The organism is Rhodococcus sp. NPDC019050 (genome assembly GCF_055664235.1).
Window position 1 is genome coordinate 36668 of sequence record NZ_JBVOON010000015.1, and the last position, 22455, is coordinate 59122.

At 68.1% G+C, this 22455-nt stretch carries 23 protein-coding genes; 10 read left to right on the top strand and 13 right to left on the bottom strand.

Annotated features, from left to right (window positions below; genetic code table 11):
- Nucleotides 1-14: 14 nt before the first annotated feature.
- Complete coding sequence (ggh, locus tag AC0B44_RS15910; protein WP_471903807.1) at nucleotides 15-1352, bottom strand: glucosylglycerate hydrolase; 1338 nt, start codon at nucleotides 1350-1352, stop codon at nucleotides 15-17.
- A gap of 86 nt (nucleotides 1353-1438) precedes the next feature.
- Here ggh and AC0B44_RS15915 point away from each other — a divergent pair, with 86 nt between their 5' ends.
- Together AC0B44_RS15915 and AC0B44_RS15920 are read left to right on the top strand one after the other, a co-directional pair.
- Nucleotides 1439-2374 carry a spermidine synthase gene (locus AC0B44_RS15915; RefSeq protein WP_471903808.1) on the top strand — a complete coding sequence of 312 codons (936 nt, stop codon included), beginning with the start codon at nucleotides 1439-1441 and terminating at the stop codon, nucleotides 2372-2374.
- Entirely contained in the window at nucleotides 2371-3396 is a 1026-nt protein-coding gene (locus tag AC0B44_RS15920; RefSeq protein WP_471903809.1) for a pirin family protein, read from the top strand. The genes AC0B44_RS15915 and AC0B44_RS15920 overlap by 4 nt, the downstream gene beginning before the upstream one ends.
- A gap of 22 nt (nucleotides 3397-3418) precedes the next feature.
- Here the strand turns inward: AC0B44_RS15920 and AC0B44_RS15925 are convergent, their stop codons facing one another.
- Together AC0B44_RS15925 and AC0B44_RS15930 are read right to left on the bottom strand one after the other, a co-directional pair.
- Nucleotides 3419-4852: a flavin-containing monooxygenase gene (locus AC0B44_RS15925; RefSeq protein ID WP_471903810.1), complete on the bottom strand. Its 1434-nt coding sequence runs from the start codon at nucleotides 4850-4852 to the stop codon at nucleotides 3419-3421.
- 7 nt (nucleotides 4853-4859) lie between these two features.
- Nucleotides 4860-5870: a PHP domain-containing protein gene (locus tag AC0B44_RS15930; protein ID WP_471903811.1), complete on the bottom strand. Its 1011-nt coding sequence runs from the start codon at nucleotides 5868-5870 to the stop codon at nucleotides 4860-4862.
- Between the two features lie 39 nt (nucleotides 5871-5909).
- Between AC0B44_RS15930 and AC0B44_RS15935 the strand changes: the two genes are divergently transcribed.
- A complete protein-coding gene (locus AC0B44_RS15935) occupies nucleotides 5910-6560 on the top strand; it encodes a SanA/YdcF family protein (protein ID WP_471903812.1) in 651 nt (216 codons plus the stop codon).
- Nucleotides 6561-6615: 55 nt separating this feature from the next.
- Nucleotides 6616-7287, top strand: a complete 672-nt coding sequence (locus AC0B44_RS15940) for an SDR family oxidoreductase (RefSeq protein WP_471903813.1) — start codon at nucleotides 6616-6618, stop codon at nucleotides 7285-7287.
- An 11-nt stretch (nucleotides 7288-7298) separates the two neighbouring features.
- Here AC0B44_RS15940 and AC0B44_RS15945 read toward each other — a convergent pair whose 3' ends face one another.
- Genes AC0B44_RS15945 through AC0B44_RS15955 form a run of 3 tightly spaced genes read right to left on the bottom strand, consistent with a single transcriptional unit; the run spans nucleotide 7299 to nucleotide 9769 of the window.
- On the bottom strand, nucleotides 7299-8369 hold the full coding sequence (locus tag AC0B44_RS15945; RefSeq protein WP_471903814.1) for a DUF6777 domain-containing protein: 1071 nt from the start codon (nucleotides 8367-8369) through the stop codon (nucleotides 7299-7301).
- Nucleotides 8370-8405: 36 nt separating this feature from the next.
- Nucleotides 8406-9386 (bottom strand): alpha/beta fold hydrolase, encoded by a 981-nt coding sequence (locus tag AC0B44_RS15950; protein ID WP_471903815.1) that lies wholly within the window; start codon nucleotides 9384-9386, stop codon nucleotides 8406-8408.
- Complete coding sequence (locus AC0B44_RS15955; protein ID WP_471903816.1) at nucleotides 9386-9769, bottom strand: nuclear transport factor 2 family protein; 384 nt, start codon at nucleotides 9767-9769, stop codon at nucleotides 9386-9388. The genes AC0B44_RS15950 and AC0B44_RS15955 overlap by 1 nt, the downstream gene beginning before the upstream one ends.
- Before the next feature lie 153 nt (nucleotides 9770-9922).
- Between AC0B44_RS15955 and AC0B44_RS15960 the strand changes: the two genes are divergently transcribed.
- From AC0B44_RS15960 to AC0B44_RS15970, 3 genes are all read left to right on the top strand, one after another.
- Entirely contained in the window at nucleotides 9923-10747 is an 825-nt protein-coding gene (locus tag AC0B44_RS15960; RefSeq protein ID WP_471903880.1) for an alpha/beta hydrolase, read from the top strand.
- Nucleotides 10748-10847: 100 nt separating this feature from the next.
- On the top strand, nucleotides 10848-11411 hold the full coding sequence (locus AC0B44_RS15965) for a CsbD family protein (RefSeq protein ID WP_471903817.1): 564 nt from the start codon (nucleotides 10848-10850) through the stop codon (nucleotides 11409-11411).
- 151 nt (nucleotides 11412-11562) lie between these two features.
- On the top strand, nucleotides 11563-12150 hold the full coding sequence (locus AC0B44_RS15970; protein WP_471903818.1) for an IF2 family translation initiation factor: 588 nt from the start codon (nucleotides 11563-11565) through the stop codon (nucleotides 12148-12150).
- Between the two features lie 68 nt (nucleotides 12151-12218).
- Here the strand turns inward: AC0B44_RS15970 and leuS are convergent, their stop codons facing one another.
- Nucleotides 12219-15101 carry a leucine--tRNA ligase gene (gene leuS, locus AC0B44_RS15975; protein ID WP_471903819.1) on the bottom strand — a complete coding sequence of 961 codons (2883 nt, stop codon included), beginning with the start codon at nucleotides 15099-15101 and terminating at the stop codon, nucleotides 12219-12221.
- Nucleotides 15102-15205: 104 nt separating this feature from the next.
- Here leuS and AC0B44_RS15980 point away from each other — a divergent pair, with 104 nt between their 5' ends.
- Both AC0B44_RS15980 and AC0B44_RS15985 read left to right on the top strand, forming a co-directional pair.
- Nucleotides 15206-15610, top strand: a complete 405-nt coding sequence (locus tag AC0B44_RS15980) for an SdpI family protein (protein ID WP_471903820.1) — start codon at nucleotides 15206-15208, stop codon at nucleotides 15608-15610.
- Nucleotides 15611-15677: 67 nt separating this feature from the next.
- Nucleotides 15678-16676, top strand: a complete 999-nt coding sequence (locus AC0B44_RS15985) for a DUF1648 domain-containing protein (RefSeq protein ID WP_471903821.1) — start codon at nucleotides 15678-15680, stop codon at nucleotides 16674-16676.
- A 24-nt stretch (nucleotides 16677-16700) separates the two neighbouring features.
- Here the strand turns inward: AC0B44_RS15985 and AC0B44_RS15990 are convergent, their stop codons facing one another.
- Nucleotides 16701-17318: a YqgE/AlgH family protein gene (locus AC0B44_RS15990; protein WP_471903822.1), complete on the bottom strand. Its 618-nt coding sequence runs from the start codon at nucleotides 17316-17318 to the stop codon at nucleotides 16701-16703.
- A gap of 4 nt (nucleotides 17319-17322) precedes the next feature.
- Entirely contained in the window at nucleotides 17323-18036 is a 714-nt protein-coding gene (locus AC0B44_RS15995; protein ID WP_471903823.1) for a TetR/AcrR family transcriptional regulator, read from the bottom strand.
- A 97-nt stretch (nucleotides 18037-18133) separates the two neighbouring features.
- Here AC0B44_RS15995 and AC0B44_RS16000 point away from each other — a divergent pair, with 97 nt between their 5' ends.
- Nucleotides 18134-19459 carry an MFS transporter gene (locus tag AC0B44_RS16000; protein WP_471903824.1) on the top strand — a complete coding sequence of 442 codons (1326 nt, stop codon included), beginning with the start codon at nucleotides 18134-18136 and terminating at the stop codon, nucleotides 19457-19459.
- Here AC0B44_RS16000 and AC0B44_RS16005 read toward each other — a convergent pair.
- Genes AC0B44_RS16005 through AC0B44_RS16020 form a run of 4 tightly spaced genes read right to left on the bottom strand, consistent with a single transcriptional unit; the run spans nucleotide 19389 to nucleotide 22439 of the window.
- Nucleotides 19389-20477 (bottom strand): sulfate/molybdate ABC transporter ATP-binding protein, encoded by a 1089-nt coding sequence (locus AC0B44_RS16005; RefSeq protein WP_471903825.1) that lies wholly within the window; start codon nucleotides 20475-20477, stop codon nucleotides 19389-19391. The two genes, AC0B44_RS16000 and AC0B44_RS16005, sit on opposite strands and share 71 nt — an antisense overlap.
- Entirely contained in the window at nucleotides 20474-21274 is an 801-nt protein-coding gene (locus AC0B44_RS16010; protein ID WP_471903826.1) for an ABC transporter permease, read from the bottom strand. The genes AC0B44_RS16005 and AC0B44_RS16010 overlap by 4 nt, the downstream gene beginning before the upstream one ends.
- A complete protein-coding gene (gene modA / locus AC0B44_RS16015) occupies nucleotides 21271-22038 on the bottom strand; it encodes a molybdate ABC transporter substrate-binding protein (protein ID WP_471903827.1) in 768 nt (255 codons plus the stop codon). The genes AC0B44_RS16010 and modA overlap by 4 nt, the downstream gene beginning before the upstream one ends.
- The gene (locus tag AC0B44_RS16020) at nucleotides 22035-22439 is read right to left on the bottom strand and encodes a TOBE domain-containing protein (RefSeq protein WP_471903828.1); all 405 of its coding nucleotides are present in this window, start codon (nucleotides 22437-22439) and stop codon (nucleotides 22035-22037) included. Before AC0B44_RS16020 ends, modA begins: the two co-directional genes overlap by 4 nt.
- Nucleotides 22440-22455 lie beyond the last annotated feature (16 nt).

A 22455-nucleotide genomic window follows, 5' to 3' on the forward strand; every position in this document is an offset into this window, starting at 1 on the left:
TCACGTCCGGCGCGCTACCCCAGCCAGTCCAGGACGGCAGCAGCCGTCCAGGACTGCTGCATGCTGCCCAGCGGCTCACCGGTGAACGGTTCGTAGTACTCCGCGAACGATCCGTCGCTCGCCTGGCGTAAACCCTCCGCCCGCAATATGTTCGAGCGCTCCGCCCAGCCGCGCCGCGCGAATGCCCACGAGAACAGCCACGTCATCACCGGCCACACCGGCCCGCGCCAGTACTCGCGGGACCGGAAGGCACCGGAGACGGGCGAGGCCGACGGCGGCACCGCGTAGCGCAGGTCGGGGTGTCCACAGAATTTCGGGCCCTCGAACGTGCGGAGCAGCGCCCGTTCGGCCTGCCGGTCGAGCCCACCGCACAGCAGTGGAGCGAACATCGCGAGAGTGTCTGTGGCAACCCATTTCCCGCTACGAAGGTCGAAGTCCTTCGCCGCACCGCTACGAGGGTCGGTGGTGGCGACGACTCCGTGCCGGAACCGTTCGGCCCAGCCGTACAGTTCGCGGACGTCCGCGTTGGGCCGGGAGTGCTCCTCGCCGATGTTGGCGAGAACGTCGCACGCCAGGGAGAAGATCGCGCTGACGAACACGTCCTCCACCGCGAAGCTCATCGTCTTGGCGAGTACGTCGTCCTCGTAACGCGCCGCCTTCATCTCTTCGAGCAACCACAGATAGCGGGCGTACTCGCTGTCACTGGGCCGCTCGGCGGGATCGGCGACGTGGTTGAGGTCCTCGCGCCGGAAGAGCGGGACGTCCCCCGCGGTGACATTCGCGTAGGCCAGATCCCACCGCGGCGAATTGTCCATCCCGGACTCCCACCCGTGGTACAGGGCAATGCGGCCGTTCCCGTCCAGGTCGCGGGCGTGGGCGAGCCACCGGTGCCACCGCATCAGATCGGCCCACCGGCGGTCCAGGAACTCCTCCGCGACCGCTCTCGTGCTGCGGCCGTGCCGCCTCGAGTTCTCCAGGATCCGCTGCACGGCGATCGCATGCACTGGCGGCTGGGTGATGCCCGACGTCTCCACCCCGTCGGGAGCATTGGCGGCGAGCTCGGACACTGCCCAGCGCGCCGGCCCGGGAAAATACCCGTCGACCCCGTTGGCGAACACGATGTGCGGAATCATGCCGTTCTTCCACTGCGCCGACAGCAGAGTGTCGAGTTCCACGACCGCACGCTCGACGCTCAGCGGCGCGAGCCCGACCGCCACGAACGCGGCGTCCCAGCTCCACATGTGCGGATAGAGCCGGGGTGCGGCGCTTGTCATGGATCCCAGGTCGTTGCCGCGCAGCAGATAAGCGGCGCGCGCAGCGAGCTGAGTCGGGGTGAATCCTCGGTCCGGCATCGTCTCATTCTCCGGCTTCCACGCCGATCCGCACGCCGGGCCGGACTGCGTAACACGCGCGATACATGCGGGACTAGGCTCGAAGAATGGGCAGGCAGCGAGGCGGACGGGCTGCAGCGACGCCGCGCCGCGGTAAAACCACGGATGTGTCGACGGGCCCCGTCGAAGGTGTGTACGACACCGACACCGGCACATGTGAGCTGGTCAAGGACCGATATCTACCCGACGGCTGGGTGCTCGAGGTCAACGGCGTACCCAGTTCCCACATCGACCTCAGCGACCCCACCCTCCTCGAATTCGAGTACATGCGCTGGATCGCGCTGCTCGTCGAGAGCCGATTCGCCACCGACGCCCGGCTCCGCGCACTGCACCTCGGCGGCGGGGCCTGCACGATGGCGCGGTACTTCGCGGCGGTGTACCCCGACGCGCGTCAGGTGGTCGTGGAGATCGACGGCCGGCTCGCCGAGTTGGTGCGGGAGTGGTTCGACCTGCCGCGTGCACCGCTGCTCCGGATTCGTGTCGGCGAGGCCCGCGCGGTCCTCACCACCCTCTCGGACGACAGCAGAGATCTCGTCGTGCGGGACGTATTCGCCTTCGATCGGACACCCGTCGCCCTGACGACGGTCCAGTTCACCCGCCATGCGCGTCGGGTGCTGTCCCCGGGCGGCATCTACGTCGTCAACTGCGGCGACACCCGCGACCTGACCACCGCGCGACGCGAAGCCGCCACAATCGGGTCCGTGTTCGAGCACCTGGCCGTCATCGCCGATCCCGCGATGCTCAAGGGCCGCCGCTACGGCAACATCATCATCGCCGGGAGCGATACGCCGCTCGACCGGAACCCTTCGCTGGCAAGGGATTTGCTCGGCGGTGCGGTGCCGGCCCATCTGTGGGACGACACCCAGGTGCGGCGGTTCGCGGCGGGTTCCCGGGTGATCGACGACAGCGAGGCGCCCGTCCGGAAGGCCGCACCGGCGGACTCCGGAACAAACGGGAAGCCGCAGGGGTTGCAGGAGTCATGACTTCCGTCGATTCGCCCGTGTTGCAGGTTTTCCCTCTGGGTTCCCAGTGGCAGACGATCGATCCGTTCCTCTTCGTCGCCCACCACGTGGACGCCTACCCGGCGGGCAACGCCGAACTCGGTCCCGACGCTTCGCTCGCCGGGCGGCCGATCGGTCAGGACTTCGGGAACCCCGAGGGCTGGAACGTGTACCACGGAACGACGGTCCCGGGATTCCCCCAGCACCCGCACCGTGGCTTCGAGACCGTGACATTCGTCCGCTCGGGCATCATCGACCATTCCGACTCGGTCGGGGCCACCGCGCGTTTCGGGGAGGGCGACACGCAGTGGCTCACCGCCGGCAACGGCGTGGTGCACAGCGAGATGTTCCCGCTTCTGCACCGGGACGCACCCAATCCCCTCGAGTTGTTCCAGATCTGGCTCAACCTTCCGCGCGAGTCGAAAACCGCGGACCCGCACTTCACGATGCTGTGGAACGATATGACCCCCATCGTCGCCTCCACGGACGCATCGGGCCGCACCACGCATATCCGGGTACTCGCAGGTGCCCTCGGCGACGCGGTCCCGCCTTCGCCCCCGCCGGCATCCTGGGCTTCCCGGCCCGACGCCGACGTCGCGATCTGGAACATCGACCTCTCGGCCGGAGCGGAGTGGACTCTTCCTCCTTCCGCCGGCACCGACACGCGGCGCGTGCTGTACGTCTACAACGGGTCCGCCGTCGAGATCGGCGGCACCCGGGTGGAGGCCGGGCACGGTGCGCTCGTCGACGCCACCGCGCCGGTGCTGCTCCGGGGCGGCGCGGACGCAACGCAGATCCTCATGTTGCAGGGCCGGCCGATCGGCGAACCGGTCGTGTCGTACGGACCGTTCGTCCTCAACGACGAGGCGGGCGTGCGCAAGGCGTTCGACGACTACCGCCGCACCGGATTCGGTGGCTGGCCGTGGGAATCCGACGGTCCCGTCCACCCCGCGGATTCGGGACGCTTCGCGCGCTACCCCGACGGGACACTCGAAACACCCTGAACAGCGGCACCTTCCGCGGCGGTCAGCTGAACTTCATCGCCCGGTCGACTCGTCCGAGCCTCATGGTCGGCAGATCCAGGAAATAGTTCTGGCGCATGAGCCAGGGACTGTGCGCACCCTGTTTGGGCAAGGTCTTCTCGGCACGGTGGATATATCCCGAGTTCAGTCCCAGCAGCGGTCTGCGCTCGCCGTCGCCGGTGTACGACGGTACGGCCGTGCGGTAGCCCTTCCGTCGCATGTAGCCGAGGACCCGGCAGACGTACAGGGACGCGAGGTCGGCACGGAGGGTCCACGACGCGTTCGTGTAGCCGATGCACATGGCGGCATTGGGGATTCCGTCGAGCATCGTGCCCCGGTAGATGACCTTGGTGGCAAGGTCGACCGGTTCGCCGTCGACGGTCATCGAGATGCCGCCGGCCGGCACCAGCCGCAGGCCGGTGGCGGGGATGAGGATGTCCGCCTCGAGTTCGGCGCCCGAACGCAAGCGGACGCCGGTCGCGGTGACCGTGCCGATGTGGTCGGTGACGATTTCGGCCCTACCCGTCCGCAGAGCACGGAAGAGATCGGCGTCCGGCACCAGGCACATTCGCTGGTCCCACGGGTCGTACGACGGGGTGAAGTGGGGATCGACGTGCGTGTCGTCGCGTAGCTGCCGCTCGGTGAGCAGGCGCAGTACCTTCCTCGCGAGCAGCGGTGCGCGACGGCAGAATTGGTAGAACCCCAAATTGGTCGCCACATTCTTGGTGCGCACCGCACGATGGGCGACGGAGCCCGGCAGGAAACGGTGGAGTCCACGTGCGAACCGGTCCCGCGCCGGGAGCGACATCACATACGAGGGCGACCGCTGGAGCATCGTCACGTGCGCGGCATGTTCCGCGAGGGCGGGTACGAGAGTCACCGCCGTCGCCCCGCTACCGATCACCACGACTTTCCTGTCGCGCCAGTCGAGATCCTCCGGCCAGAACTGCGGGTGGACCACTGTGCCGGAGAAGTCGTCCAATCCGGCGATGTCGGGAAGGTGCCCGGATTCGTAGCTGTAGTAGCCGCTGCACACGTAGAGGAACGAGCACGACCATTCCACGGTCTCGTCTGCGGTCCGGACCCGTACCGTCCAGCGTGCCTGCTCGGAGGACCACGATGCCTCGGTCACCTTGTGCCCGAATCGTATTCGTCGGTCGATGCCGTTCTCCGTGGCGGTGTCGCGCACGTACCGGAGGATGTCCGCTCCGTCGGCAATGGTTTTCTCCCCGCGCCACGGCCGGAACGGATAACCCAGGGTGTACATGTCGCTGTCGGAACGGATTCCCGGGTACCGGAACAGGTCCCACGTTCCGCCGATCGTGTCCCGGCTTTCGAAGATGGCGTAGCTCAGTTCCGGACACTGCGTCTGAAGCCGGTAACCGGCCCCGATTCCGGAGAGGCCTGCCCCGACGATCAGCACATCGACGTGTTCCACGGAAGTTCTACCCTTCGGTCCAGGCCAGCAGTTCGTCGACCGGCCACGTGTTGATCACCCGATCCGGTTCGACGCCCCGCTCGGCAGCGCGCTCACAACCGTAGCCCAGCCACGCGAGTTGCCCGGGAGCGTGCGCGTCGGTGTCGATGGAGAACAGGCAGTCGGTTTCGAGCGCAAGATCGATCAGACGTGACGGCGGATCGCGACGTTCCGGCCTCGAGTTGATCTCCACCGCGGTGCCGTGATCACGGCACGCCGCGAACACCTTCTCAGCGTCGAACTTCGATTCGGGCCGCTGCCCGCGGCCCCCGGTGACGAGTCGGCCCGTGCAGTGGCCCAGCACGTCGACGTGCGGATTCGCGACGGCCCCGAGCATGCGTTTCGTCATCACGTCGCGGTCGGCACGCAGGTGTGAATGCACGCTGGCCACCACCACATCGAGTTCCGCAAGCAGACCTTCGTCCTGATCGAGTGCTCCATCGTCGAGGATGTCGACCTCGATACCGGTGAGTATCCTTGCGCCTTCGCCCTTTTCGTTTATCGCGGCCACGATGTCGAGTTGGGTGCGGAGCCGCCCGGCGCTCAGCCCGTTCGCGACCGTCAGGCGAGGGGAGTGGTCGGTGAGCGCGAAGTACGCGTGTCCGATCATCACGGACGCGGCACGGTGCATTTCCTCGATGGAACTGCCGCCGTCCGACCAGTCCGAGTGGGTGTGGAGGTCCCCGCGAAGCGCCGCCAGCAACTCCTGCCCGCCCTTGCCTATCGGTTCGGCCTCCTCGCGCAACCGCGCGAGATACTCGGGAACACCGTCGAACGACTCCCGGATCACCGCCGCCGTCTTCGGTCCGATACCGGGTAGTTCCGTCCAGTTGTCGCGCCGCCGCCGTGACGCGCGCGCGACGTCGTCGAGACCGGCGACCACATCGGCCGCGTGCCGGAATGCCTGGACGCGGTAGGTGGCGGCATGTTCGCGTTCGAGATAGAACGCGACCTCACGGAGAGCGGTGACCGGATCCATCACTCCATTGTGGCTACGACGGTCCGTACCGTGGAGATCATGCCGAAATGTCCGCTTGTCCTCGTCGTCACCGCCGCCGGCGGCATGTCCGCGCTCGCCTGGGTGTCGGCACAGGTAGCGGTGCGGGCCGAGGGCCGGATGGTGGATATCGCCGATGCCCCGGTCGCCCCCGTGGTGATCGTGCCGGGTGCGCGGGTGCGCGCGGGTGTCCCGATGACGTACCTGAGGGGACGCCTCGACGCGGCGATCGAACTGGTCCGGGGCGGACGGGTGCGTGCCGTGCTGGTGTCGGGCGACGCGGCGGGCAGATCCGGCGACGAGATCGCGGCGATGGTCCGATACCTCGTTGTCCACGGCGTCGAGCGCGATCGAATCGTCACCGATCCGTACGGCCTCGACACCTACGACACCGCGCGGCGAGCGGTGGAAACCTACGGGGTCCGGGAGGCGCTGATCGTGACGCAGTCGTTCCACCTTCCTCGCGCCGTCGCCCTGTGCCGCCGGGCCGGTATCGACATCACGGGCGTACGGGCGAACGGGGACGTCCGCGCAATCACCCACATCCGGAACCTTCTCCGCGAGCACCTGCTCTCACGGCCGAAAGCGTTCCTGGAGTTGCGGTTCCCGCGCGACCCGCTGGTGAGCACACCGCCCGACGACACGCTCGCCGAAATCCTCGCGGTGCACTGACGCCCGGCCGGCGGGTGCCGTCGCCGAACCGCGGGACAGCTCATAGTGTGGAGCCATGCGCCCAACAGCCCTCATCACCGGTGGCGGCCGCGGTCTCGGTGCCGCGATCGCCCGTGAACTCGCACCCACCCATGATCTTCTTCTCGGCGGACGGAGTCGTAGTTCTCTCGACGCCGTGCTCGCCGAACTACCCGGCACCACCGCGTGGCCCGTCGACCTTCTCGACCACGACGCCGTCGCCGCGTCGACCGCGGGTATCGACCGCCTCGACGTCCTCGTGCACAACGCGGGGATCGCAGAACTGGGAACCATCGCCGACGGGAACACCGCGCAGTGGCGCGACGCGTTCGAAAGCAACGTCATCGCGGTCGTCGAACTCACCCGTCTACTGCTTCCCGCACTGCGTGCGGCGAACGGGCATGTGGTGCTCATCAATTCGGGCGCCGGGTTGCGTGCGAACGCGGGTTGGGGCGCGTACGCGGCGAGCAAGTTCGCGCTGCGCGCATTCGGCGACGCGCTCCGGATCGAGGAGCCGTCGTTGCGCGTCACCTCTGTGCATCCCGGCCGGATCGACACCGACATGCAACGCGCGATCGTCGCGACGGAGGGTGACGAGTACGACCCGGATCGATTCCTGAAGCCGAGCACGGTGGCGAGGGCGGTGCGTCAGGCGATCGAGACACCGCGTGACGCGCAGCCCACCGAGATAGTCCTCCGCCCGTGGTGAACAGGCACGCCTCAGAACGGTAGGGGAATGATGACCGGCGGTGCGCCGGGGATCGGGATCTGGATCTGGGGCGGCGGGGGTGGCGGCGGAGGCGCCGGGGCCGGGGCCGGGGGCCGCGCAGGCGGTGGGGCGGGCGCCGGTTCGGGGGCCGGCGCCGGAGCGGGCGGCGGCGCGGGCGCGGGTGCCGGCGCTTGGACGGGTGGTGGGGGCGCGGGCGCCGGTTCGGGTGCCGGTGCCGGAGCGGGCGGGGGAGCAGGTTCTTGGACCTGAGCGCGTCGCTGCTCCGGTGACGGAGACGGTGCGTCATCGGTCGACGGCTCGGCCGACGGTGGCGGCGGCGCGGGCGCCTGCTTACCTTCACCGACCCGGACCGGGAGCATGCCACCGGTCATGATGTCGACGACCCGCAACTCCTCGACGGGTTTCTCGGCCGGTTGGACGACGAACAACCGCTCCGGATTCAGGCCCGGCCAGGTCCGGCCCTCGAGTTCGGCGTCGGCCCTCAGGACGGGCGACGACAGCGGGTTCCCGCGCGCGCATCGCACCCTGGGGACTCCGCGGTTGTCGACGAGCACGATCGTCCCCGTCTCGAGCACGGCTTGCACGGGAACCGCCGTGTTGTCGCGGTATTCGTGGAGCGTGACGCGGGTGTCGGCGCGGAGCAGCACCGGGCTGAGTTTCGAGATGTAGCCCCGGATGTCGGAGACCTCGAGCACGCTCCGCCACGCATCCGCCTTGGGACGGTCGCTCTCGAGAGTGTCGACCATGGCGTTCCGGTCGCAGAGGGTCCGGTCGAGACTTCCGCCGTAGAGAGCGGCCCGATCGCCCGGTACCGAAGGTGTCGAACCGTCGGCCGCCACCGGATCCCCGGTCTCTTCGACGACGTCGCGGGTGGGCGGCGGCACGGCGACCGGCGCCTGGGGTGGAAGCAGCGGGCCCGTCCACGGGTACTCGCCCTGCGACGTGGCGACCTGGAGTCGCACGGATGCGGGCTCCTCCGAGCCGCCCGAGCCACACGCACCCACCACGAGTGCGGTGAGGGCGAGCACCAGTCCGAATCCTCGCACTGTGTCGGTGGCCACGTCGTCATGTTAGGGGCGATGGGCTCCGGGAACGGGCTATTCGGAACTTCCGGTAGCAGAACCGACTTCGCCTACGAAGTGCAGCAACAACGCGTCGACTTCGCTACTCCGTTCCATTTGCAAGAAATGTCCGGCCCCGGTGAGGAGATGGACACCACGAAGGTCCGGTACCGCCGCGGCCATCCGCTCGAGCGCTTCGGAACCCGACATCGTGAGCACCGGATCCCGGTCGCCCGCAACGAACAACGTCGGCACCGTGATTTCGGCACCCTCGTATTCAGCGGACGCGAGCCAGTTCGCGTCGTATGCCCGGTACCACGACAATCCGCCGCCGAAGCCCGTCCGGTCGAAGACCGCGACGTACGTGTCGAGTTCCTCTTCCGTGAGCCACGCCCACGGAAGATCAGGTGCTGCGGGGAGCACGTCGAGGTATCCGTTCCCTTCGGAACGGTGGTTCCACACGTCCAGATATCGATGGTCGCCCGAGAGCGCGAAGAACAGTCGCTGCAGGAATTCGCGTGCCCGCGGGTCGAGTTCGGATTCGGCGACACCGTGTTCCTGGAAGTAGTGCAGGTGCAGGAAGTGGCGACGGGCCATCTTGCGGTACAGCGTGGTCGGACGCGCGGGCAACCTGTCCGGTGTGTACGGCACCGCGAGCAGGACCAGGCCCGCGACCCTCGAAGGATGGCGCAGCGCAACGGTCCACGCCGCGGGCGCACCGAAATCGTGACCGACGAAAACCGCCTCGGCGATTCCCAGGGCGTCGAGCAGTCCGACGAGACGGTCGGCGATCGCGACGGAGGTGTAGTCCTCGACCGCCGGTAAGCACTCGGTGCCGCCGTAACCCGGCATATCGGGCGCGATTGCCCGATAGCCGGCAGCGGCGAGCGCGGCGCTCTGATGCCGGAAGCTGAAACCGAGTCCGGGGAACCCGTGGCACATGACGACGGCGGGTCCGTCACCGTCGTCCTGGATGTTCCACGTGAAACCGTCGACCGTGACGGTGCGGGTGGTCATCAGGACGCCGGGACGGTCTTCATGTCCTCCTGGCTCCAGTACGCCTTCATGCTGGAAATCCTCGCCTCGTCGTCGAAGGTCATGACGTCGACGACCTCCATGACGAGATCCTGTTCGCCGAGGTGGGTGACGAGCCGGAAGAGGAAGGCCGCGTTGTTCTCCGCGATCTTGAGTTCGAGCACCTCGCCCGTCTGGGTCATTGGCTCGATCACCCCGTAGAACTCGCGCAGTTCCGCTTCGGTGGTATGCACCGGTGTGCCCACCGGGTCTTCGACGGTCGCGCCGGGCGCGTAGAGGGCCAGCACGTCGTCGACCGTTCCCTTCGCCACCGAGCGGACGTAGTTCTCGACCGTGGTGCGGATCGCGTCACGGGTGGGTGCCATAGGTGTGCCCCTTCAGTTTCTAGAACGTGTTCCACCGTGGAGGTTAGAGTACGACTCGCCATCCGAACAGGGCCTGCAGACACCGATCCGGCCGGCGGACGTGCCATGCTTACCCCCGTCACCGACGGTTTCACCCGCGACGCCAGGAGCCCGATGCCCGAGACCCTCGCCTTCACCCTCGACGGACACGCCGGCGCGCTCGCGGCCCGGCAGTGGGGGACGGCGACACCGAGTTACATCGCGCTGCTGTGCCACGGTTACGGCGAGCACGCCGGCCGCTACGACCACGTCGCGGCGCGGTTGGTCGCCGACGGTGCCGCGGTGTACGGCGTCGACCACGCAGGTCACGGCCTCAGCGACGGCGAGCGGGTCCTCGTGTCCGACTTCGAGAAGGTGGTCGACGACTTCCGCCTCCTCGACCTCACGGCGCGGCGCGAACACCCCGGGCTTCCGGTCGCACTGATAGGGCACTCGATGGGCGGCATGATCGCCGCCCGGTACGCGCAGCGATTCGGAGACGAACTTGCTGCCGTCGTGCTTTCCGGCCCGGTTCTCGGCACCTGGGCGGTGGTCGACGAGTTGCTGGCCGCCGACGAGATCCCCGATACCCCTATCGATCCCGCGACGCTCTCGCGCGATCCCGAGGTCGGCCGCGCATACGTCGACGATCCGCTGGTGTGGCACGGCCCCTTCGCTCGTCCCACCCTCGAAGCCTTGAAGAACTGCCTGGATCTCGTCACCTCGGCCGGTGCGGTCGACACCGTGCCGATGCTCTGGCTGCACGGCGAGGACGACAGGCTCGTGCCCCTCGACGGCACCGCCGGTGGATGGGCCACCCTGGCCGGTACCCGGTCGTCGTCGAAGGTCTATCCCGGCGCGCGGCACGAAATCTTCAACGAGACCAACCAGGACGAAGTTCTGACCGACGTGCTCGACTTCGTACATGCCAACCTCCGGGACGCTCACACATCCGCGTGACACCCGGGTTAATTTCCCGACGATGGAGGATTGAAGCGCCCCTTTCGCGGATATCCCCTCGAGAACCACTTTCTCGTGGATCCATCGGAAGGGAGTACCCGTGGCCGAAGAGGATGCATCACACAGAGCCCGTACCGGGTTGAGGAAATCCGTCGTCGGCAAGTTCAAGGAATTCACCGGCGCGCTCACGCGCAACAATTCCCTGACGACGGAAGGCCGCCTCGAACAAGAGGAGGCCGCCAAGCTGAAAGAAGCGGACACCTCCGCCCGAATGGCCGAAGCCGAGGCGAAGCAGGCCACCGAGCATCTCGAGGCGGTGCACGACGCGGGCCGCCAGGAACGTGAGGCGGCAGAACGCCGCGCCGACGCCACCGAAACCCGTGCGCAACAGGAAGCCGAGTTGCGCAAGCAGCAGGCCGAACGCGAACGGCAGGAACACGTCGCACGCGAACAGGCCAAGGCCACGCGCGACGCGGCAATCGACGAGCAGCGCGCCCGCGCACAGGAGAACGCCGAGGCTGCCGACGTTGCCGCAGACGTGAATGCGGCACACGCCGAACACGGCACCGCCGTGAACGACGCCGAACGCGCGCGCCTCGAAGCAGAACAGGAACGTCGCAGGGCCGAGGCTCTCGAACAAGCGCTGGACGAACACGACCGCTGACCCCGGGGCAACTGCCCGGGCACCCGTGTTCGGCGACCTCGGATTCGTACGGACCACAGAACCGGAGACTGGAGTTGTGCCCATGGACCTGACCGCCTTACCGAAAAGCGTTCTACGACTGCAATACCGGGTCGCCCGATTCCCACTCGGTGTGATCGAACGGCAATTGCGGTTCCTTCCGTCCGACGCGATGCCACGCCTGATGTACGAGCGAGGCCTGGGCATGCTCGACGGCATCGTCGGCAGCGTGGTCGGCGACGAGGACATCGCCACCCGTGGGGCACTCACGAACGAACGTGCTCAGGCAGTGCTCCGTGCCGAGGAACTCGACAGGCGTGCCGCCACCGAAAAGCAGGCGGCCGACGCGCAACTCAGGAACGCTCACGAGCGCGCAGCCGACGAACGGGAGGAAGCGCGCACCAAACGCGAACAGGAAGTCGAGCAGGCACGCACCGAGCGCGCCGAACGTGAGAAGCGGGCGGCACAGGAGGCGGCACAGAAGAAGGCCGCCCAGACCGCCCAGGCCACGCGGCAGGCCGAGAAGCAACGTCAGTCCGCCGAAGCGACGAAGCGGAAGCAGCAAGCGGCCGTTCGGGAAGCCGAGAAGCAGGCGTCCGAACCCGCGAAGATCACGCTGGAAGATGCCGTCGCCAAGAAACTGGAGTCCAAGAAGGCCGAGGAGCACGCGAAGAAGGCGGGCAATCTCGCCGACGCGGAAAAGGCTTCCCGGAAGTCGTAATTCGACAGTAGACCGGTGCCCGGCAGCCTACGTGGCTGCCGGGCACCGGTCCGTTCGGATGCGTTCGGCTACTTGACGACGTTGACCATCTTGCCCGGCACGACGATCACCTTGCGGGGCGCCGCGCCTGCGAGCAGGTCGACGATCTTCTCGTCCGCCAGTGCGGCGGCTTCGATGGCGTCGGGTTTCGCGTCGGCCGGCACCGTGATGCGGCTGCGCACCTTGCCGTTGACCTGGATCGGGTACTCCACCGTGTCCTCGACGAGCCACTTCTCGTCGGCGGCGGGGAACGGCCCGTGCGCCAGCGATTCGGTGTGTCCGAGCCGCGACCACAGTTCCTCCGCGAGGTGCGGTGCCACCGGGGCGAGCATGAGCACGAGCGGTTCGACCGCGGCACGCGGCGCACCCGCCGGGTACTGCTTGGTCAGGTGGTTGGTGTACTCGATGAGCTTGGCGACCGCGGTGTTGTCCCGCAGATGCGCGTAGTCGTCCGAGACTCCCGCCACCGCTTTGTTGAGCGCGCGCATGGTCTCGTCCCCGGGCGTCTCGTCGGTGACCCGCACGTCGCCGGTCTCCTCGTCGACCACCAGACGCCACGCACGCTGCAGGAAGCGGGACGCACCGACGACGTCCTTGGTCGCCCACGGACGCGACTGGTCGAGCGGACCCATCGACATCTCGTACACGCGGAGCGTGTCGGCACCGTAGTCCTGGCAGATCTGGTCGGGCGCAACGGAATTCTTGAGCGACTTGCCCATCTTTCCGTACTCGCGGGCGACTTCCTGCTCACCGCTCGGGCCGGCCCAGAAGAACTTGCCGTCACGTTCGACGACCTCGTCTGCCGGAACGTAGACGCCGCGCGCATCGGTGTAGGCGTACGCCTGGATGTAGCCCTGGTTGAACAGGCGCCGGTAGGGCTCCGACGAGGTGACGTAACCCAGATCGAAGAGCACCTTGTGCCAGAAGCGCGCGTACAGCAGGTGCAGCACAGCGTGCTCGACGCCGCCGACGTACAGATCGACACCGCCGGGATCGTTCGGCCCGTACAGATCCGGACGCGGCCCGGTCCAGTACTGCTCGTTCTCCTTGGCGCAGAACTCGTCCTGGTTGAGCGGATCGATGTAGCGCAGCTGGTACCACGAGCTGCCGGCCCACTGCGGCATCACGTTGGTGTCGCGGGTGTAGTGCTGCAGGCCGTCACCGAGATCGAGTTCGACGTTCACCCAGTCCACGGCCTTCGCCAGCGGCGGGGACGGCGCAGAATCGGCGTCGTCGGGATCGAACGACACGGGAGCGTAGTCCTCGACCTCCGGAAGCTGCACGGGCAGCATCGATTCGGGGATCGCATGGGCATTACCCTGCGCGTCGTAGACGATGGGGAAGGGCTCGCCCCAGTAGCGCTGGCGCGCGAAGAGCCAGTCGCGCAGCTTGTACTGGATTTTTCCGACTCCCGCGCCGGACTTCTCGAGTTCGGCGATGATCGCCTTCTTCGCGTCCGGCACCGTCATGCCGTCGAGATGGCCGGAGTTCACCAGTTGCCCGTCACCGGTGTACGCCTCCGCCGAGATGTCGCCGCCCGCGATGACCTCGCGGATCGGCAGACCGAACGCGGTGGCGAACTCCCAGTCCCGCTGGTCGTGGCCGGGCACCGCCATGATGGCTCCGGTGCCGTACCCCGTGAGGACGTAGTCCGCGATGAAGACCGGCAACTTCTCACCGTTCACCGGGTTCACGGCGAACGCACCGGTGAAGACGCCCGTCTTCTCCTTGCTCTCCTGCCGTTCCAGATCGGACTTCGCGGCGATCGACGCTCGGTACGCGGCCACCGCGTCGGCGGGCGTGCCGGCGCCACCGGTCCAGCGGGCGTCGACGCCCTCCGGCCACGACGCGGCGACGATCTCGTCGACCAGGGGGTGCTCGGGTGCGAGGGTGACGTAGGTGGCACCGAACAGCGTGTCGGGCCGGGTCGTAAAGACCTCGATATCCGAATCATGGCCGTCGACAGCGAATTTCACCTGAGCACCGTTGCTGCGCCCGATCCAGTTGCGCTGCATGGACTTGACCTTCTCCGGCCAGTCCAGGTACTCGAGGTCGTCGATGAGGCGGTCGGAGTACGCCGTGATGCGCATCATCCACTGCTGCAGGTTCTTCCGGAACACGGGGAAGTTGCCGCGCTCGGAACGCCCGTCCGCCGTGACCTCTTCGTTCGCGAGCACCGTGCCCAGGCCGGGGCACCAGTTGACCAGCGAATTCGAGCGGTACACCAGACGGTGGTCGTCGAGAACCGCTTGCTTGTCGGTATCGGACAGGCTCGACCAGTCCCGCCCGTCCTCGAGCGAGCGGACACCCGAATCCAGTTCCGCCTCGAGTTCGGAGATCCGGCGGGCCTTGCCTGCTGCCCGGTCGTACCAGGCGTTGTAGATGGTCAGGAAGATCCACTGGGTCCAGTGGTAGAAGTCGACGTCCGTCGTCGCGATGGCCCGGCGCTCGTCGTGACCGAGTCCGAGGCGCCCCAGCTGGCGCTTCATGTTGGCGATGTTCGCCTCGGTGGTCGTGCGCGGGTGGGTTCCCGTCTGGACGGCGTACTGCTCGGCCGGCAGACCGAACGAGTCGTAACCGAGGGTGTGCAGCACGTTGCGGCCCTGCATACGGTGATAGCGCGCGTACACATCGGTCGCGATGTAACCCAGCGGGTGGCCGACGTGGAGACCCGCGCCCGACGGGTACGGGAACATGTCCTGGACGAACAGCTTGTCGGCGGGCACGTCGCCGGCGAGCGCGCCGACCGGGTTGGGGGCGTGGAAGGTGCCGCGCTCGCGCCACGACTCCTGCCAGCGCTGCTCGATCTGCCCCGCGAGTTCGGCGGTGTACCGATGCTTCGGGGTGGCGTCGGACGACTGCTGCTGAGCAGCAGCGTGCGGCTGTGCGGGGGTCTGATCGGGACGGGTCACGTTGATCGCTATCTACTCGGCCGGCGTTTGTGGGCTCCTACCAGGGTAGAACGTCCCCGCACCCGACCCGACCGGTGCCTTCGCCCGGCGCGTATCCTGACCGAGTGCTGATCGTCGCCCTTCTGCTCTTCCTGCTCGCTCTCGTCGTCGGAGCGGTCGGTGTCGCAGCGCTGGCCGGGAAGCTGCCGCGCAACCGCTGGGCCGGCGTACGCACCCCCGATTCGATGCGGGACGACACCACCTTCGCGCTGGCCAACAAGGTCGCCGCCCCCAGCATGCTCGGTGCTGCCGTCCTCCTCGCGGTGGGCGGAATCGCGAGTCTGACCCTGCCGACCGTCGCGGCGATCATCGCGATCGTCGTCACCGTCGTCGCGGCGCTCGTCACCGCCGGCGCAGGTGGATCGGTCGGTGCGCGCGTCGCGGCAGCTACGAAGCCCGCCGAATCCGACGGCTGCGGCTCGTCCTGCGGTGCGTGCAGCCTGCGCGGGGCGTGCGAGCCGAGCGCCTGACCTCTCCCGATCCCACCGCCGGTCCGCCGGCAACGCACTCGCGGTTCCGGGCCTCTACTGTGAGGCCGTGTCGCAGACCCGCGTGATCGATCCTGTCGGTGTTTTCTTCGGCATCTTGCTCCCGGTACTCGCTGCGGGCTCGATCGTCGTTCTCGCCCGCCTGTGGGAACCACGGCTGCCGGCCGAGATCGCGACGCACTGGACCGGATCGCGCCCGGACGGCTTCGGGCCGGTCGGGTCGTCGGCGTGGACGATGGCGCTGCTCGTCGTAATGGTCGGGGGTGGTTGCTGTGCGATCGCTGCGCTCGCCCGGTCGTTGCTGATGATGCGGCGCTACATGCTCGTCATCGGTCTCGGGGTCACGGGCTTGATGGTCGCGACGTTCGTCGCCGTGCTCGGCGCCCAGCTCGATGTCGCGGACGTGACACAGACAGCGTTTCCAACCTGGTCGATCGCCGTGGGCACGGCCGCGGGTGTCGCCGTCGGATGGCTCGGTGCGGCCCTGCTCCGCGACGGACGTGAGCGCACACCCGCATCACGGCCCCCCGCAGCCGATTTGCCTCGTGGACCGGTCGAGTCGCCGATCGTGGACAGAGTCGGTATCGGTACCGGTGCCACCCTCGTCCTGCTGGGCTCGGTCCTCGTGCCCACGTCGCTCGTGGGCGCGACCACGGACAGCTGGTTGCCGCTGGTGTTCGTGGTTCCGGTCGCCGTCCTCGCCGTGAGCCTGCTGCGCTTCACCGTGATCGTGGACGAGAAGGGCATCCGGGTGCGCAACCTCGCGACCGATGCGGTGGTCTACGACCTCGACGAGGTCGTCGGCGCCGAGATCACCGAGACCCGCCCCTTCCAGGACTGGGGTGGCTGGGGTCTGCGGGTGAAGGGACGTGGCAGGTACGGCCTCGTCACGACCACCGGACCCGCTGTGGTGGTGACGATGGCGTCGGGCCACGTCTTCACCGTCACCTCGGGACGGGCGGACGAGATGGCCGGGGCACTCAACACCCTCGCGGATCGACGCGGTGCGGACACATCCGTCGATTCCGGTTCGATGCCGGAGGCCTGACCGAACCGTCCCGATGAATGCGCGTCAGTTCCGTTCGATCTCGATCGGATGCGTCGCCAGCAGGGCGAGCGGCAACGGCTGGCGACGCAGCACCCGCGCCCACAGGTCGACGTGGGCGGGCGCGAAGATGTCGTAGGGGAGCGCCGAGACGACCATCCAGTCGTCGTTGCGCAATTCACCGTCGAGCTGACCCGCACTCCATCCCGCGTATCCGGCGAAGATCCGCACGGCCTCGACATGGCGGGCGATCACGGCCGGATCCGAATCGAGATCGATCATCACGACACGGCCGTCGACACGTCGGATACCGGGCAGGCCGTCGATCCTCGTGCCCGCCCGCACCGTGCCCAGGCACAGTGCGGAACTCCGATGAACAGGACCGCCGACGAACAATGCCTTCGGTGCCGCCGAAAGCCGGGTCCATCGCGGCAGCATGGCATCGACGGAGGTGTTGCTGATGCGGTTGAGCACGACACCGAAACTGCCGGAGACACTGTGCTCCACGACGTAGACGACACTGCGGCGGAAGGTCGGTTCGGTGAGGTCGGTGGCGGAGACGAGGAGACTTCCGGGCCGCACCTTCGGAGTCACAGGTGCGGTGCGGTCCTCGGGTTCCTCCTGGTGCTGCGCCACGGGAAACATTCTGTCACCGTGCCCGCCCCTCTGTCGGACGGAACCCGACAGTCTGTGCGAGCAGCGCGAGGTGGTGATCGAACACCGACGCCGGATCCGTGAACGTGTCGGCGCCGTACTGGCCGAACACCTCGAAACTCACCGCCCCGAACAACGTCGGCCATGCGAACATCCCCCGCGCGAGGACGTCGTCGGGCAGATCCGAGGAGATCTCGGCACGGATGCGGTCGAGATCGGCGACGAACTCGGGCGTCGCTGGGACCTCGTTCCGCACCTCCAGCGCTCCGGCCCGGTATGCCTCGGCCAGGATGCGGACGAGTCGCAGGACGACGCGGGTTCCCGGTTCGGTGGTCCGCTCGGCGGGAGCGTGATAGCCCGGCACCGGGGTACCGAAGATCAGGGCGTATCGAGCCGGCTCTGCGACCGCCCACCTCCGCACCGCGCGGCCCAGCGCGAAGAACTGTGCCCGGGGGTCGGCGGGGTCTGCACCCTCGACCGCTGCGTCGACCGCGTCGCCGAGTTCGTCGTAGGCGTCGACCACCAGCAAAGTCAGCAGTTCGTCGCGACTGGCGACGTAGCGATAGACAGCCGAGGAGACCACGCCGAGGTCGCGGGCGACCGCTCGTAACGACAGCGCCTCCGCGCCACCGGCGGCGAGGTGCTTACGGCCGATGGTCACGATGTCTTCCAGGGTGCGGGCACGTGCCCGGGCGCGCGGTGTCGTCACGCCTCCAATGTGCCCTACCGTGAGCAGCGCAAACAAATGTGAGCGCCGCTCACGCCCTGCGGGGACCGGCGACGCGCTCGGTCGATAGGGTCGCAGCGTGCGGGACTCCCAGAAACAGGCGTGGCGATCGACGACGACCGCGCTACGGCATTCCCCGGGGCTCGCGCGACTGACCGCGGTGCGCTTCGCCGCGCAATTCGGGGACGGACTGTTCCAGGCCGCCCTCGGCGGCGCGCTTCTCTTCAACCCGGAACGTCACACGAACCCGGTGGACATCGCGGCGGGGTTCGCGGTCCTCCTGCTGCCCTACTCGGTGATCGGCCCGTTCGCCGGCGCCTTGCTCGACCGCTGGGATCGCCGCCTCGTCCTGGTGTGGGCGAACGTGGCTCGCGGCGTTCTGGTGGCGGCCGCCGCAGCGGTACTGCTCGTCGGCGGACCGCAACTGCCGCTGATGCTGCTCGCACTCGGCGCCGTGGGGGTGAGCAGGTTCGTTCTCGCCGGGGTGTCGGCGTCACTACCCCATGTGGCGGCACGATCATGGCTGGTACCGGTCAATTCCGTTCTGGCGACCGCCGGTTCGGTCGTCGCGGCTGCGGGAGCCGCCGTCGCCGTGGCGACGATCGGCGTCGTCGGTACGGGTGACACCGGATCGGGTGTCGCGGTGTTGCTCGGCGTGAGTGGGTCGATCGTCGGCGCACTCGCAGCCCTGCGATTCCCGCGCAATGCGCTCGGACCCGCGGGTGCACGCCTCCGTTCGCCTGTTCGCGCGGTACTCGCGGGCCTGCGCACCGGCGCCGGAGCCGTGGCCGAGCATCCCGGTGTCGAAGCCGCACTGGTCGGTATCGGGGCGCACCGCATCGTGTTCGGGTTGAACACCCTCATCATGCTGCTCGTATTGCGCGCGGCCGAGAATCCGTCGGATCTACCCGGCGGGCTCGCGGGGTTCGGTCTCGCGGTGGCGTGCACCGCAGCGGGGATGCTCGTCGCGGCTGCCCTCACACCGTTCCTTCTGCCTCGTCTCGGACGACCGCGCGTGGTAGTCATGGGGTTGCTCGCCGCCGCGGTGGTCCAGTTCGCGTTCGTCACCTTCCTGACGACGGGAACGCTGTTGACCGCCGCGTTCCTCCTCGGGGTCGCGGGACAGACGATCAAGTTGACGGGCGACGCCGCGATGCAGATCGAGATCGACGACGCGCGTCGCGGCCAGGTTTTCGCATTGCAGGACACCGTGTTCAACCTGGCGTTCCTTGCCGCGATCGCGGCGGCCGCGTTCCTGATCGCACCCGACGGGCGCAGCCCGGGACTTGCCGTGGCCGGTGGGCTGATCTACGTCCTCACTCTGGTTCGCGTTCTCACACTCGGGGGGTCGAAGATCCCGGGGGAGGGAGCGCTGCACGATGAACGTGCACCTCGGCAGCCTTGAACACGAACCACACGGCCGAACCCGGTTCGAGGGCGAGATCTGCGACGGCCGCGGAGGTGACTTCTGCGGCGAGTCCGCCTCCGGTGCGCACCAGCACCGTCGCTCCCCGTGCTTCGATCTCGGTCACGATGACCTCGAACGCATTGCGCGGACTTCCGTGCGGCTCTTGCGCATACACAGCCACCGCGGCCGGGGTGAAGACGGCGGCAGCTGAATCACCCTCCCCGCATTCCTCGTCCACGACACCCCGCACCACACCCAGTTCCGTCTGAAGTCCGTCTCGCGTGACCGTACCCGCGATCAGATTCATCCCCGCGATCCGCGCGGCGAAGGCGCTGCGCGGGCGGGTGAGGACGTCGCGCACGGCGCCGTATTCGACGATGCGTCCCGACTCGACCACCGCGACACGATCGGCGAGGGCCAGCGCGTCGAGAGGGTCGTGCGTCACCATCAACGCGGTACGCCGGTCCTCACGAAGGATTCTCCGTAAGAGTGCCCGGATCGCCGGGGCTGCGGCAACATCCAGCGCCGCCATCGGCTCGTCGAGCATCAGGAGTTGCGGGTCGGCGGCCAGAGCGCGGGCAATCGCTACGCGTTGTGCCTGCCCGCCCGACAACTGATGGGGTTTGCGGTCGGCGAACTCCAGTGCATCGACGGCATCGAGCCAGCGCAACGCCTCGGTATGCGCGGCGCGGCGGCGCATCCCGGCGCTGCGCGGCGCGAACGCCACGTTGCCGGCCGCGGTCAGGTGCGGGAACAGCAGTGCCTGCTGCGCCAGCAGTGCCACCGACCTTCGGTGCGGCGGCACCGCCACACCGGTCGCGGTGTCGGTGATGATGCGACCGCCGAGTTCGATTCGTCCTTCGTCCGGACGGACAAGGCCCGCGATGACGTTCAGCAGGGTGGATTTCCCGGCGCCGTTGGGTCCGAGAATTGCCACGACGCTGCCGGACGGCACGTCGAAGTCCAAGTCCACCGACCTCGCGTCGACCCGCGCTCGCACATGCAGATCCGTCACAGCGCGTCGCCGATCCGCCGGCCCCGCGCAATCACCACGATGAGCACCGCCACGACGACCAGCAGCAGCGACAGCGCGACGGCGGCATCGGGATCGGTTTCCCGCTGCAGATAGATCTCGAGCGGCAAAGTGCGGGTGACGCCCTGGAGACTGCCTGCGAAGGTGAGGGTCGCGCCGAACTCCCCGAGTGCTCGCGCGAACGCCAGAATGGCACCCGACACCAGACCCGGCAGCACCAATGGCAGCGTGACCCTGCGGAACACGGTGGTGGGGCGGGCACCGAGGGTCGCGGCCACGGCCTCGTATCGCCGCCCGGCGGTTCGCAGCGCTCCCTCGAGGCTCATCACCAGGAAGGGCAGGGCCACGAAGGTCTGCGCGAGCACGACGGCGGTGGTGGAGAACGCGATCCGAATCCCGAACGCCTCCAGGTGTTCCCCGATCAATCCACGCCTGCCGAACGTGTAGAGCAGTGCGATACCGCCCACCACCGGTGGGAGTACGAGCGGTAACAGAATCAGCGAGCGCAACACGGGCATCACGCGGGAGGTGCTGCGCGCGAGGACGGCGGCCATGGGCACACCGAACAGGATGCACAGCACAGTGCTGGTGAACGCCGTACGCAGGCTCAGCGCGAGCGCCTGGAGCGAAGCCTCGGAGGTGACCAACTCCGGGAAACGCTGCCAGTCGACGGACAGGACGATCGACACCAACGGCAGCACCACGAAGACTCCGCCGACGATCGCCGGAAGGTAGATCCAGGCCGGCAGGCCGGTCGGGGTCCGGGCGGGCGCCGTCATGGGGCGCCGAACCCGGCGTCGGCCAGTACCTTCCGGCCCTCCGGACCGCTGACGTAGTCGACGAAGGCACGGGCGGCGTCCGGGTTCTGCGAATCCTCCTGCACTGCGATCGGATACGTGTTCACCGAACTTCCGGTTTCGGGAAACGGTACGGCGGTGACGTTCTCACCAGCGGCGCGGGCGTCGGTGACGTAGACCAGCCCTGCATCGGCCTGCCCCGAGGTGATCTTGCCCAGTACGTCCGTCACGGAGGACTCCTCACTGACCGGCGCGAGTTCGACGCCGGTCGCCTCTTCCGCGCGGGCGGTGGCATTCCCGCACGGCACCTGGTACGCGCAGACGACCACCGACACTCCCGGCGCGGTGAGGTCGTCGAAAGACGTGATGTCCTTGGGGTTTCCGGGCTCGGTCACGATGGTGAGTGTGTTGGTGGCGAAGGGCAGGGGATCTCCGGACACCAGACCGTCGTGCACGGCCCGCGACATGGTGCCGGTATCGGCGGATGCGAACACGTCGGCGGGCGCACCCTGTGACAGTTGGGCCAGCAGGTCCGACGAACCCGCGAACGCGAAGTCGACCGCCGTGCCGTGTGCTTCCTCGAACCGCTCACCGATCTCGGTGAAGGTGTCCTTCAGCGACGCCGCCGCGAACACGGTGATGGTCTCCCCAGCGGAGGAACCGTCGGTGCCGGTGTCCGATCCGCAGGCAACCGACCCCAGCGCCACCGCGGCCACCAGGATCGATGCCGCCCGTGCCCGCTTCACGAGACTCCACCGGGTGTTTCGATGATGACGGTGGTCGCCTTCACCACGGCGACCCCGATGCTGCCCGGTTCGAGGCCGAGTTCCTGCACCGCCTCGGTACTCATGAGCGAGACGACGCGATGCGGACCGCACTGCATCTCCACCTGCGACATCACCGGATCGGAGACCACCCGCGTGACCAGACCGACGAATTTGTTCCGGGCCGAACTCCCGACGCCGAGCAGGTCCGGTGCCGCATCGGCCTGTGCCCGCGAGAATGCCGCGAGTTCGCGCCCGTCGATCACCTTGCGGCCCGCGTCGTCCTTGGTGGCGCGAAGGGCGCCCTGATCGATCCAGCGGCGAACGGTGTCGTCGCTGACGCCGAGCAGGCCGGCGGCATCGCGGATACGGAACTCGGTCACAATATCCGCCGCATAC